The sequence below is a fragment of the Roseofilum sp. genome (genome assembly GCF_982964205.1).
Map to the genome: position 1 here is coordinate 1 of NZ_CEZBFX010000101.1, position 13,620 is coordinate 13,620.

Below are 13,620 nucleotides of genomic sequence, written 5' to 3' on the forward strand. Positions count from 1 at the left end.
GCCATTCTCAAAAAGCAAAGGATATATGCTCCATCCGGTACAACTCTGGATGAGTGGGTCAAACTGTACGGAACTTAATTGGAATGACTATATATCTTCAAGAATTGACTTTCGAGAGAGAGGGGTGAAATTCGTCCCTCATTCTAGAGATGCGATCGTAGCCCTCTGGAGGGGTCAAGGGTAGATTTTTGAGGTAAAAGAATGTCACTTGATTCCCAGATTCTAATAAAAAAATCACTTCTGTTTCTGGACAGTAAGTATCGACTGCTTCCAAAATATGGGCGTTCATAAAATGATGGCGTACAATTCGGGTATCGGGAGTACTTAGCCAAGCATTGAGAAAAGGCGCGAGACGACAACGGGGAACAAAGGCAGCCGAAAACGTTTCACCAGTTATCCCCAGATGGGGATGATGGGTAGAGCAAATGACTACCCCGCGAGATGCACTCAAATAGCCAGCCCAAGCATTATAAGCGATCGCCATGAAATTCGTCGCAATAAATTCCTGTTCCCAGTTCAAGCGATCATTTTCCATAAGAAGTTGGGTTTGTGTAGACGTTCTCTATTCTCTCGGTGGTATATAGCAAGGAACTCGTTAAGTTAGGACAGCTCAATTGTGGTTTTAGGGAACAGGGAACGGAGAACAAAAAATGTCTTTACTCCCCCTTCCCTTGTTATAGGAGTCAAACGTTGAGTCTATTGAGAGCGAGAGGGGAGTTCGGTACGCAACACTTGTGCTGCTTTCACCATATTTTTCAAGGCTGGAATCACTTCTTCCCAACGGCGAGTTTTGAGTCCACAATCTGGATTAACCCAAATTTGTTCTGTCGGAAGGTTGGTAATACCCGACTTCAACTGTTCGACCAACTGCTCAGTAGTGGGTACGACAGGAGAGTGAATATCATAGACTCCATTACCAATTTGATGAGAATAACCTGCTTGCGTGACTTCTTGCAACGTGCGGTTATTACTGCGACTATTCTCAATAGAAATCACATCAGCATCAAGATTCTCGATATCGCGGATAATATCGCCGAACTCGCAGTAGCACATATGGGTATGAATTTGGGTTTCCGGCCGGGCGATCGCCGTTGATAGACGAAACGCATCGACCGCCCAAGACAGATATTCACTCCAACGCTCTGCCTTCAGGGGTAGCCCTTCCCGCAAAGCAGGTTCATCCACCTGAATCACCTGGGAACCCGCTGCCTCTAAATCTGCCACCTCTTGGCGCAAGGCTAACGCAATCTGAAAGGCTTGATCCGATCGGGAAATATCGGCACGGGGAAAAGACCAATTCAGGATTGTGATCGGCCCGGTGAGCATTCCTTTTACTGGTTTTTTCGTCAAAGCTTGAGCCACGTTAAACTCCCGCACCGTCATCGGTTGCGGACGAGAAACATCGCCATAAATAATCGGGGGACGGACGCAGCGACTGCCATAGCTTTGTACCCAACCCTGGACAGTGAAGGCAAATCCTTCTAATTTTTGTCCAAAGTATTCCACCATATCGGTGCGCTCAAATTCCCCATGCACCAAGACATCGAGGCCAATCTCTTCTTGAAGTTTGATACATTCAGCAATCTGGGCATCGATCGCCTCTTGATATTGTTCCTCACTCAACTCTCCCCGCTTGACCTTCACCCGCAGTTGCCGCACTTCCTTGGTTTGGGGGAAAGAGCCGATGGTGGTGGTAGGCAGAGGAGGCAATTGCACCTGTTTGGTCAACCGTAAAGGATGGTCAAGAGAGCGCTGAAAGTCCCGAACAGATAAGTTCTTTAAAGCAGCTTGCACTTCTGAGTTGGGCTGATTAAACTCCTCAAAGGCTTGCCAGGCTTGTTTATACGGTTGGGAGAAGGTTGCCGTATCTTTGGTATTCGCTGCATTTGCCAGTGCTACCAATTCCTCTAACTTTTGCCGAGCAAAACTGAGAACATTCCGCAGAGCCTCTGGAAGTTTGGTTTCTAACGTGGCATCGTAGGGGACAAATTGCAGGGAGGCTGAAGGCTGAATGCTGAAGTTGGAGGTAATGGCTTGAATGTCGAGTAAGGTAGAGAGGGCTGCTTCTGGGCGAATTTTCCAGATATTGCGAGCATCCACCAAACCGACACCGAGGCGTTTGTCACTAGGAAACCCTCGATCTTTCAATAATTCCAGATTTTTCCCCCGTGTAAAGTCTAGGCTAATGGCAGATACGGGCAATTGAGTCACCCAATCATAGGCTTCACCCAAGTCATCGAACGTGGTGACCAAGTTCACGGGTAATCCGACTTGAGCAAAACGACTGTAGAGGGATTGATACAGAGCGGGATAGGGGTCTGGTGTAGCCAGAACCAAGGCCGGTTCTTGAATTTGAACTTCCGATACACCGAGAGTTTTGAGTTCCTGAAGCAGGTGCAGATAGCGATCGCACAATAGAGCGGCTGTCTTTTTCAAGTCAAGCTCTAAGCGGCTTAAACGCAGGAGAGTCAAGGGTCCGAGGATAAGGGGAGTGGTTCTATCGCCCAGAATGCTTTGAGCGCGTTGGACAGTAGCAATATAGTCGCTAAAATCCGCATCTTGCAGGGGCTGAGTGATTTCTGGGACGAGATAGTGATAGTTGGTATCGAACCATTTAGTCATCTCCAGAGCCGGACTTCCATCTTTGCCTCGTGCCATGGCAAAATAGCGGTCTATTCCCGATAAGCTTTGGAAGCGTTCCGGAATAATCCCTAAACGGACGCTCCAGTCCAGAACCAGATCGTACAGACTTCCATCACCCACTCCGATGCGATCGATTCCTGCCTCTAACTGGGTTTTCCAGTTGTTCATCTCCACCTCCTCGACGGTTTGCCGCAAGGTTGCTTCATCAGATTTGCCTCTCCAAAAGGCTTCTTGAGCTTTTTTTACTTCCCGTTTTTTGCCAATCCGGGGATAACCTAGGGTTTGGGTTGTAATCGTCATAGTTAATCAAATAGCTCCTGATTTAAGGGAATTGAAGGTCAAGTCCTCTGCGATGTGTATAGAATTAGAGGGCAGCATAAAGTCTCGCTCAATCCACAGTAGGTTCGAGCTGATACACACAGATATAGTGCTAGGCAATAAGTAATAGTGCGGAGTAATTAGGTTGCAAAACGCCCTAGTCACCCAGATAGTCAGTGTAACGATCGGGAGTAGGCAGTTTAACCCTTTCTTCAACACTTTAGCTCTTCCGAGATATGTTAAGATACCCCCTAACCTGACTTAAACAAAGGGGGGTAAGAAAGAGATCGAGTGCATCACATGTCGTAAAACTACTGTCTTCTCGCCTAACTTATGCCTTATTGCGCTATGTTGTCTTGCTTATGGATTTATGGGCAAGATAAGCGAACCCTTGCACTGATGGAGTGCAGGGTGCGATCGCACCACTGGTGCGGAGTATTATGTCCCTTTATTGATGGTAAAAATACTGAATCAACCATCATCCGTACCTCGCAGATGTTATAGAACATGGACTTGCGATCGGCGGGCATTCTGACTCGGAGGAGATGTATTCCTCCTTCACAGCTGCGGGACAGCGGCAGATTCTCACTGCACTTTCCCCGTTTCCTCTAGCGACTGATCCCCACTAGAACCGACCTGCAGATAACTATATCACACAATCTCGACTCTCACCATAGTTGGAGGATAGACCGACTTACAGAGCGTTTCACGCAAGCTTCGCTAACGCACTGCGTATCCATGTCCGCGAAGCGGATAAAGCAAGACTCGCGAGATAGGAAATATTCCTTCATTCCACTGCATTCCATTCGCAATGATCTATCCGCGTATTTGATTTCCAATCTTGCGATATCATCGAAACCAAACCCTATGTATACTCAGGAATTAGAGCTGCCTAACAGAATTAGGTAAAGTCCAAAAAAGAGAAGTCTAAAAACCGTGATTAATGGATTCCCAAAACTCTATAAGGTAACGTTGCGCCTGTTCGCGTATCACTTACAAACGGGAAGTTTAACCAACACCGATCGTATTCATCTGAGCCGTTCAGACATTCAAGCCTATTATGAAGTACTTTTAAGGGATTATCATGCCAGTGACTCCCAAGGTTCGCCGCTTCAGGTTCAGTGGCGCTCAGAACAGCCCCAAGCACAAGCCTTTGACCTGTTAGAGATTCAGGCAGATCGTAACCGCCAAATTCAACATTTTATTCTGGCGTGGCTGCCTCCTATTAAGGGTTTTTTCTATCCCCAATTGTTTGATGATAGTTATATTGGCTCGTTTACGTTCTATTTGCCAGACTTGAGCGGTAAAGATGGATTAACGCTTGCAGAATTACAGACTCTAAAACCTTCGATTCATTATTTTAGTGGTACAACGGTTAGCGCTAAGGATAATCTGGAGGAGCAAAAACGCTGCCAAGTCTTAAGAACATCCTTTTTGGGTAAAACCCTAATCCTTAGTGCCCAACTGAGGGAAGAGCCAGAAGACTTAACGGAATTTGCCCAAATCTGTTTACTGAGTTTTTTAGGTTTTCCTTCTGTGGAAGCTGCACCGCCGTTAAGAAATCGTTGGCGATGTTTTAAGGGTTATGTATATGAATTTTGTAGTCCAGAACCCGATGAGTATTATGGTAAAATTTGGTTGTTTCTGACCTTTCGTCAAGAAAGCATTACGAAATTAGACCGGACACAACTGGAATTAGCAGAATTGTTTTTCTACGATCATAAGAATTGGAGAAACCATGAAGACAGTCAGGGAGAGTATCAGAAAGGATTAGAAAATATCAACAAGATTGAACAGATCGTACAAGGATTTACGAGTGGTATTTATGATGATAAATCTGCTGATTTATGCCCAGTGAAGCTCGACCAGCTTAAGGGGAACTTGAAGATACTGCTGAATATTTCCCTCTCCTATTCGCAAAATTTGCGCAGCTTATCCGATTTCCACAAAATGATTGATTGGCATCGGGAGAATTATGAACAGAAAATCATCTATATTGAGAACATTACTGACAGTAATTTAACTTCAACACTGAAGTTAGCCGATCGCCAGTTTCGTAAGTTCCAACAGCAAATCACCGCTAACCTCACCTATCTCGCAGAAGGCGCGAGACTGTTGGATACTGCGATCGCCACTATTCGGGGTTTAGTCGAGATCGAGCAAGCAGAGAGCGATCGCAAGCTACAACAGCAAAATCAAGATCTACAAGACCACATTCAGGCGATCGGTACTGGAATCGGTGCCGGGGCGATCGCAGGCTCTAGTTCCACATTGATTTTTAAACAACAAGCGATGACGTTTCCGTTTTTCAGCAAACATCCCGGAGCATATCCCCATCCCTTTGTTATTGCCGTCTTACTCAGTTTTGGCTTTGCGATTATTTTTTGGGCAATGGCTAAATGGAGCTTACCCCGAATTCTACCTAAAAAGAGATAACAGTGCAAGTTGTCCCATTTTCAGGGTTCATTTTCCTCCGCTCTTGATCGAAGTTCAGAAAAGCGTTAACTCAAAAACATCTTAAGAAATAAGATAAATGGTATTGAGCCTTACTTCAAGAGTGCTGCTCTTCAGTTAGTGTCTCTTTCTTTAGAGAAGTCTCTGGTCAAAAATATAGGATTGAAGCTTTCTCTAGTTAATATCATAGTTGATTGTAATTTATATTACTATTTAAATTCTAAATTCCTCAAGTATAGATTGGCAGTTTCAATGATATAATCCAAGCCAGTTGAGCTGAGAAACCCTGTGTTGACTATGTTTTTTATACGAAACCGTGTTAATCGGATGTCCATTTGGGCGATCGCTTATGTGGGAAGTCATGATAAAAATACTACGGCGTTGGTGCAAGGGAAAGTGGATGCGATCGCTATTGAAGAAAAGATATACCAGAAAGCAATAGAATCAGGGGAATTATCCAGCGATCGCTATACCATCCTCTGGCAATCCGATCCTTTACCCAACTCCCCTCTGGTGATTCGCTCTACCCTCCCAGATAAGTTTAAGCTAAAGGTTCGTAAAGCATTGATTGAAGCACCTCCAGGTTTAGGACTGGTTGGAGGAGATCGAGCTTCTGGCTATACTTCAGTCCAAGATGAAGATTATGAACCCATTCGTCGCATTCAAGAAACCCTAGGATTAGACAACTAAGAGCTGATTCCTAAAGGAAATCTTAAAAAGGCTGGAATCCTTATATATCAATGGTTTTAGCCTTGATTGGGAACAACTTAGTATTTTAGTGAACCTCTTGCTGTTAGGCACTTTCAACGACTTCGGGAATCAGCTCTAAGGCTGATTGATGAATTTATGAAAATTTCTATCAAATTCCTTGCATCTTCAGTTGCTGTTATTGGGTCGATTGCAATCGGTATGGGGGGCAGTATTATTGTCGTGAATCAAGCTGAAGAATCAGTATCTCAACGTCGTCAGATTAACCGTCAATATCTTTCGGTAATGTTTGAATTACATCGTAATTTAGAAGAACAGGTTATTTCCCTCAAAGATTTTGTCATTCTGGATCAATCTCCAGCTAACTTCCAAAAATATGAAAAAGCTCACTCAAAGTTTCTTTTGCATTTGGATGAATTATCTCTTGGATTACCGAATTCTAGCGAAATTGAAATCTTACGTCGTCGTCACAATGATTTACATCAGTTAAGCAAAAGATTAACCCATTCCCAAGACATCACGAAGCAAAAACAAGATTTAAAATCCATTAATTGGTTTGCCGCAGATATTAATTTTTCTTTGAAGTCGTTAGTTGAATACGTTCATACTATAGAATTGCAAACAGAAGAGTCTGCGGCTCAACTCAAGAGAGATAACCCCATTTTTCAAGCTCTATTGATAATTGGATTATCTTTTGTTATTTTCTGGCAATGGAAGTGGATTATTTTACCGGTTATTCAATCCCTGGAAAAACTTCAGTATGGGACTAAAAAAATTGGAAAAGGAGAACTAAATTATCGCCTTAATATCATCACTGGTGACGAAATTGAGTCCGTAGCAAACACGTTCAATAATATGGCGGAGCAATTATCTAATTCTTACCAAATGATGGAACAAAAGGTCATTGATCGGACGGCCGAACTAGAAGAGAGTAATCGCCAGTTAAAGATAGTGCTAGCCGAGCTTAAAGAAACTCAATCTCAATTAATCCAAAATGAAAAAATGTCTAGCTTAGGACAAATGATTGCAGGGATTGCCCATGAAATCAATAATCCAGTTAACTTTGTTTATGGCAATCTTAATTATTGCGAACAATATATTAACGATCTTATCCATTTAATCAACCAGTATCAGAAGGATTACCCTCAGCCAAGTCAAGGCGTACAATCAGTCTTCGAGCAAATCGATCTGGAATTTTTGAAAAAAGATATTCAAGATATCTTGAATTCAATGAAAGCAGGGGCCATCCGAATTCGGGATATTGTTAAATCCTTACGGACGTTTTCGCGTCTTGATGAAGCAGAAAGAAAAGAAGTAGATATTCATGAAGGCCTTGAGAGTACTGTGATGATTTTGCAGCACCGTATCAAGCCTAACCCTGATTGTGAGGGAATTAAAATTGTTAAAGACTATGGAGATTTACCGAGAGTCGAATGTTATGCCAGTCAGTTAAATCAGGTGTTTATAAATGTATTAGCTAATGCAATTGATGCCTTAGAAGATCGAGTGGGTTCTGAACAGCCCGGTCAAATTACTATTGTGACTAAAGTGACGGAAAAGGGATTTCTTCAGATTCAGATTCGGGATAATGGTCCTGGTATTGAGGAAACGACTCAAAATCGCCTTTTTGATCCGTTTTTTACCACTAAACCAGTGGGTAAAGGAACCGGTTTAGGATTGTCTATTAGCTATCAAATTGTGGTGAATCAACATAAAGGACGGCTATATTATCAGTCTCAGTTGGGAGAAGGGACAGCCTTTATAATTGAGATTCCTGGTACACAACAGATGTTAATCAGTAATCAGTCATGAGGGATGAGTCATAAGTAGGAGTTCTTTCCCATCTCCCTATTCTCCTACCCTAGTGCAAAGCACTGTATGATATGGCTTGCAGTTCTATTATCCTTATCCATTGTGTCGTTATCTTTGAGTCTTGAAACCCAAGCTGCTCTGAAATATCTCCAGGTGTTTAGTGTGCAACCGGAGTCTGTGGATCTGAGTGTACCAGAGCAACGGCAGCAACTGCGATCGCAGTTAATCCAGATTACGAGTCTAGCCGATCATCATAATTTTGGGGTTTGTGCCGATCAGGGGACAGAAGGGTTTACGGCTCTTGCCCATTATTTGAGCGCTTTGGGCTATCCGGTTCCCTTTAATCTGGTGCAGCTACCGGCGATCGATGAACCCGTTTATATTAAATTCAATGGCCAGACCCTAGCCCATTATCACGATAGTTATACTGGAGATTATCGTGGCGTTTTGATTTCTTGTTTATCTTCTGACTACGATCAACTCAATGGAACCTTTGGATATTTCCCTTTAAATCTATTTGACGACCAGCAATTGATGGGTTCTTGAGAGACTAGTGGCTTAAGACCCTTGTTAAAACTGACATCAAAAACCCGGTAGTTTGTTGAGGAATAAACTACCGGGAAGGTCAACAGATACATAGAACTTAAGCGTTTCTCTCACAAAGTTTCAACACAGATTAGAACTCTATCCATTCAGACAAAGACTCACCATTAAACGGTTGTACGCCAACACTGGGATATTGATCGCGGTTGGGGCTAAAGATTTCGCCAATCGCATCAAACATATACATCACCATGTCGTTTATAGCAGAAAACATATTCATAACTGCCTCCTTTCTTGCAATTGAGATCATTGATTGATTTCTCTATATTTCAATTATAGCAATCCCCTAACAAGTGGGATTGCTGCGCTACTATTCTTTATATTCTGTTGCGTTTAGTCATATGAATAGTTGCAAAAATACATGAAAAAATCTTCATGTATTTAGATAAAGAAGATGGTGAGTGATTACTTCATAATAAGGAGGGAGACTCTAGATATGAGGATATGAAGATCAGAAACCGATAATATTGGTGTCAGAGACTATAATGTATGGGCGTAGATAGCCATTTCTGCGATCGATAACACGAGGAAAAGCTAGATAATGTGTTGTTTTGGATGATGTGAATTCAAGTTTCTAAAAAAATGGTTGACACATTTATGGTCACATCCACTATAATAGGAAGGGAAGTAGCCTTAAAGGAGGCGATCGCCAAGATGGAAGACTCCTTACTCACCCTGAACCCAGAAGACAACAGCCTACTGACTGACCTCTATCAGCTCACGATGAACGCCTGTTACATCGGCGAAGGAATAGAGGAACATCGAGCCAGCTTTGAACTGTTCACGCGCCGTTTACCCCCAGGTTTCGGTTACCTGATCGCTATGGGAGTGCAACCTGCACTGGAGTATTTGCAAAACCTGGCATTTACGCCGGCTCAGATCGAAGCGCTACGAGCAACCGGCATTTTTAACCATGCGCCTGAAAAATTCTGGACAAAGTTAGCTCAATTTCAATTTACGGGTGATGTTTGGGCTGTACCTGAAGGAACAGCTATTTTTGCTAATCAACCCTTGTTGAGAATAGAAGCCCCCCTTTGGCAAGCTCAACTGGTAGAAACCTATTTACTCAATACCTTAAATTATCAAACCCTAATCGCGACCAAAGCTGCCCGAATGCGGGATATGGCTGGCGATCATGTCTCAATTCTAGAATTCGGCACCAGACGTGCCTTTAGTCCTCAGGGGGCAATGTGGGCAGCACGAGCAGCTCTAGCGGGGGGAATGGATGGTACATCTAATGTATTAGCCGCTCTGAAATTGGGCCGCAACCCAGTCGGAACAATGTCTCATTCTTTAGTCATGGCGATCGCCGCCTGCGAAGGCACAGAAGATGCCGCCTTTCAAGCCTTTTACCGCTATTTTCCCCGCGCTCCCCTGCTGATCGACACCTATGACACTCTGGCAGCCGCCGAACGGTTAGCCGAGCAGATGCAAGCGGGAACTCTAGACGTTGCAGGTATTCGTCTAGACTCGGGCGATCGGGTTTCTCTATCCCAGAACATCCGCCAACAGTTACCTGGAGTTCCCATCTTTGTCAGTGGAGACATTGATGAATATGAAATGCAGCGATTAAATCAAGGAGGTGCTTGTATTGACGGTTATGGAATAGGAACAAAATTGGTTACCGGTTCTCCAGTGAATGGAGTCTATAAACTGGTAGACATTAAACAGATACCCGTCATGAAACGCTCAACCGATAAAGTCAGTTATCCTGGACGCAAACAAATCTTTCGGCGATGTAGTGAGGGAAAATATAGTGGCGATCGCCTAGGTTTAATCAACGAATCCCCTAAACCCGAAGAAATCCCCCTTTTGCAACCCATGCTCAAAGCCGGACAACCCTTCGTCCCTCCCGACTCCCTCGATATTATCCAAGAGCGTACCCGCACCTGTGTCCTGAATCTCCCCCCCTCCTGTCGCGATTTAGAAGATCCTACTCCTCTGCCCATGGAAATTTCCGCTAAACTACAACAACTGATCGAACAGATACAGGGATAGGGGGATGGGGGAGATCTCCAATTACCCATTACCAATTACCCATTACCAATTACCCATGCTCAAAACTGTTGCCCTTTTTGGCACTAGCGCCGATCCACCCACTCAGGGACATCGAACGATTCTTGAATGGTTGAGCCAACACTATGATTATGTAGCAGTTTGGGCCTCAAATAATCCATTTAAGAATCACCAAACCCCTTTAGATCATCGTCTGGCGATGCTTGACCTATTGATCGAAAATCTCAAAGACCAATATCCTAATATTGGCTTATATCCGCAACTGGGTTATTCGCGATCGCTAGAATCAGTAACCGAAGCCCGTCACCTCTGGCCTCAAGAACGGTTTATCCTTGTGGTGGGTTCCGATCTGATCGCCCAAATGCCCAAGTGGTATCAAATCAAAACTTTATTGGAAAACGTTGAAGTTTTGATTGTACCGAGATCGGGCTATGCCATCAAGTCAGAGCAAGTCCAAGCGCTCGTCGAGTTGGGAGCAGAAGTGGCGATCGCCGATTTTGATGTTCCACCTGTGTCCTCAACAGCGTATCGTGAAAGAAAGGAGACCCAAGTTATTACGCCTCCCATCCAGGATTACATCCATCGGGAGCAGTTGTATCATGCCAGAGAGCCATTCAAAACAAACTCACAAAGAGCCGTTAGCTGATTTTAAAGTGGGCGTAGATAACGTCATCTTTTCCGTTGATAGCGTCCTCAACCGACTCCTCGTCCTCTTAGTGATGCGTCATGAAGACCCCTATCTCAATCAATGGAGTTTACCCGGAACCCTCGTCCGTCGATCCGAATCCCTTGAACAAGCAGCCTATCGCATTCTCTCAGAAAAAATTCGCGTCCAAAATCTCTATCTGGAACAACTCTATAGCTTTGGTGACCCTGGACGCGATCCAAGGGAAGCTCCCGATCAATATGGAGTTCGGTATCTTTCGGTCAGTTATTTTGCCTTAGTACGTTTTGACGAAGCTCAACTGATTGCCGATGGAGTCAGTGGTATTGCTTGGTATCCCATTCATCAAGTGCCAGACCTAGCATTCGATCACAATCAGATCCTAGAATATGGCTACAGACGTTTACGCAACAAATTGGAATATAGTCCCGTGGCCTTCGATGTCCTACCGGAGATGTTCACCCTCAACGACTTGTATCAGCTCTACACTACGGTGTTAGGGGAAAATTTTTCAGACTATTCTAACTTCCGCGCTCGGTTGCTGAAGTTGGGATTTCTCTATGACACAGGGGTGAAAGCATCACGGGGAGCGGGGAGACCTGCCAGCCTTTATCGATTTGATGCGGAAGCGTTCGATTTACTAAAAGATAAACCCATGGTGTTTATTTGATGAGTGCGATCGCATGACTAAAATCTACAATAACCCCGGACAAATCCATCAAGCCGAACGGATTGAAGTAACAATTCGTTATCAGTTTAATGAAAAAGAATATCTTTGGCAACTGCTGAAGTCAGGTCGAGTGTTAATGGAGGGCAAAGCTCTCGATGAATCAGGCGATCGCTTGCTATTTCTGGGAGAAGCAGTTTTACAGATGATTGCCGCTGATTGTTGTTATGAACGACCCAAAGCTTGGATTGAATTTCTAGAACCAAAAACCTTGGGACAGTTAGCCGATCAATTGGAAGTAACGAATTGGATACAAATTCGGGTCGATCATCCCGGAAGCTGGTCCGACGAACGGTTGATTCATTTAGGAGCGTTCCTAAAACTGCTCACGGGTCTCATTTACCTCGATTGTAATTTTTATCAAGTGCGTGATTGGTTTGTGGGGCAAGTTATTGGAATTAATAATCCCCTCATTCCCCCAAATTATCCAGGTAGTGGTTTACCCTATCGCGATTTCTCTCATTTGGGTAAATCTGCCTTAAACTTAATTGCCAGTGATTACTTATTTGCTCGATTTCCCGGAGTACCTAAAGAGGTCTTATGCCATATTCGAGAAGGGTGTAAGGAAAAAATGCTAGATCTGGGTGAATTCGAGGAAAAAAACTTGGGGAAAAACTATGTAAAAGGTCGATTTGTTTTTGTGAGAAATAAGTTGATTTCTTTAATTCAAAAAGCTGAAAAATAAGTAGCTTGTTTAAATTAAATCCTATTTTCTTGTCTTCAGGATATGGTGACAACTAGGGTTTCTTTGTACCCAATTCCCCATTACCAGCGCGAAGCGCTATAATTTATGAAAATTGCTATTGCTCAACTCAATCCCACCATTGGTGATTTAGAAAAAAATGCCCAAATGATCCTCAAATCAGCAGAAATTGCTGCTGCTCAGGGCGCTATAGTGTTGCTCACTCCTGAATTATCTCTTTGTGGTTATCCTCCCCGTGATTTGTTAAATTATCCAGTTTTCATTGATAAAATGAATCACTTAATCGAAGATTTAGCTCGGAAAATCCCACCAGATTTGATAGTTTGTGTGGGGACGGTAAGCCGAAATTTAGCTGCAACTAAACAGGGAGGGAAAGAATTATTTAATAGTGTTGTAGCTCTCTATAAAGGAAAAGTCTTAGCTGAATTTCATAAGCGATTGCTACCAACCTATGATGTCTTTGATGAAGACCGTTACTTTGAACCAGGCCATGAAAGTCAAGTATTAGCCATACATACGGATCGAGTCAATCTGAGGATTGGAGTAACCATTTGTGAGGATTTATGGAATGATGAACAATTTTGGGGAAAGCGGTCTTATCCCATTAATCCTTTGGCGGATTTAATGGATAAAAATGTCGATATTGTTGTTAATTTATCTGCTTCCCCGTATAGCTTAAATAAGCCAGTGTTAAGACGCTCAATGTTAAGCTATAGCGCCAGTCGATATCAAGTTCCGATTATTTATGTGAATCAGGTGGGTGGTAATGATGATTTGATTTTTGATGGTCATAGTTTGGCGGTCAATCACACAGGAAACGTTGTGGCTCAATTACAAGGTTTTAAGTCTGATTTTCAAGTCCTCACTTTCGATCAAAAACAGCAGGATTTGCTGGGCGATTCTCAACCTCTTTCTGAGGATGAAAACTTGGAGATTTGGTCAGCATTGGTATTAGGAGTTCAGGACTATGCT

12 protein-coding genes and 1 riboswitch are annotated in these 13,620 nt (G+C 43.4%); of the genes, 9 read left to right on the forward strand and 3 right to left on the reverse strand.

The features are described 5' to 3' along the window. Positions 1 to 97: 97 nt before the first annotated feature. Both AC3A14_RS19280 and metE read right to left on the reverse strand, forming a co-directional pair. Positions 98 to 535, reverse strand: a complete 438-nt coding sequence (locus tag AC3A14_RS19280) for a hypothetical protein (protein ID WP_318735692.1) — start codon at positions 533 to 535, stop codon at positions 98 to 100. A 161-nt stretch (positions 536 to 696) separates the two neighbouring features. Then, positions 697 to 2,943 carry a 5-methyltetrahydropteroyltriglutamate--homocysteine S-methyltransferase gene (metE, locus tag AC3A14_RS19285; RefSeq protein WP_318735689.1) on the reverse strand — a complete coding sequence of 749 codons (2,247 nt, stop codon included), beginning with the start codon at positions 2,941 to 2,943 and terminating at the stop codon, positions 697 to 699. A 522-nt stretch (positions 2,944 to 3,465) separates the two neighbouring features. Further along, a riboswitch (cobalamin riboswitch) is annotated at positions 3,466 to 3,612 on the reverse strand. Between the two features lie 285 nt (positions 3,613 to 3,897). Here metE and AC3A14_RS19290 point away from each other — a divergent pair. The 4 genes from AC3A14_RS19290 (at position 3,898) to AC3A14_RS19305 (ending at position 8,481) form a co-directional block, all read left to right on the forward strand. Then, on the forward strand, positions 3,898 to 5,397 hold the full coding sequence (locus AC3A14_RS19290) for a hypothetical protein (RefSeq protein WP_318702299.1): 1,500 nt from the start codon (positions 3,898 to 3,900) through the stop codon (positions 5,395 to 5,397). A gap of 315 nt (positions 5,398 to 5,712) precedes the next feature. Continuing rightward, entirely contained in the window at positions 5,713 to 6,105 is a 393-nt protein-coding gene (locus tag AC3A14_RS19295) for a PhnD/SsuA/transferrin family substrate-binding protein (RefSeq protein ID WP_318702301.1), read from the forward strand. 156 nt (positions 6,106 to 6,261) lie between these two features. Further along, a complete protein-coding gene (locus AC3A14_RS19300; protein WP_318702303.1) occupies positions 6,262 to 7,935 on the forward strand; it encodes an ATP-binding protein in 1,674 nt (557 codons plus the stop codon). A gap of 66 nt (positions 7,936 to 8,001) precedes the next feature. Beyond that, positions 8,002 to 8,481 (forward strand): DUF1824 family protein, encoded by a 480-nt coding sequence (locus AC3A14_RS19305; protein ID WP_318702305.1) that lies wholly within the window; start codon positions 8,002 to 8,004, stop codon positions 8,479 to 8,481. 130 nt (positions 8,482 to 8,611) lie between these two features. On the opposite strand, the gene AC3A14_RS19310 is transcribed toward AC3A14_RS19305, so the two are convergent. Further along, positions 8,612 to 8,758, reverse strand: coding sequence for a hypothetical protein (locus AC3A14_RS19310; RefSeq protein ID WP_318702307.1), 147 nt, complete (start codon positions 8,756 to 8,758; stop codon positions 8,612 to 8,614). Between the two features lie 434 nt (positions 8,759 to 9,192). On the opposite strand from AC3A14_RS19310, the gene AC3A14_RS19315 reads away from it, so the two are divergent. The 5 genes from AC3A14_RS19315 to AC3A14_RS19335 form a co-directional block, all read left to right on the forward strand. Then, positions 9,193 to 10,536, forward strand: a complete 1,344-nt coding sequence (locus AC3A14_RS19315; protein WP_413039173.1) for a nicotinate phosphoribosyltransferase — start codon at positions 9,193 to 9,195, stop codon at positions 10,534 to 10,536. A gap of 55 nt (positions 10,537 to 10,591) precedes the next feature. Further along, complete coding sequence (locus tag AC3A14_RS19320) at positions 10,592 to 11,200, forward strand: nicotinate-nucleotide adenylyltransferase (protein WP_318719073.1); 609 nt, start codon at positions 10,592 to 10,594, stop codon at positions 11,198 to 11,200. After that, positions 11,154 to 11,888, forward strand: a complete 735-nt coding sequence (locus AC3A14_RS19325) for an NUDIX hydrolase (RefSeq protein WP_318702313.1) — start codon at positions 11,154 to 11,156, stop codon at positions 11,886 to 11,888. The genes AC3A14_RS19320 and AC3A14_RS19325 overlap by 47 nt, the downstream gene beginning before the upstream one ends. A 13-nt stretch (positions 11,889 to 11,901) precedes the next feature. After that, a complete protein-coding gene (locus AC3A14_RS19330; RefSeq protein WP_318735678.1) occupies positions 11,902 to 12,630 on the forward strand; it encodes a ribonuclease III domain-containing protein in 729 nt (242 codons plus the stop codon). Positions 12,631 to 12,735: 105 nt separating this feature from the next. Next, positions 12,736 to 13,620 (forward strand): nitrilase-related carbon-nitrogen hydrolase (locus AC3A14_RS19335; RefSeq protein ID WP_487779110.1); only part of this gene is annotated, 885 nt, incomplete at its 3' end.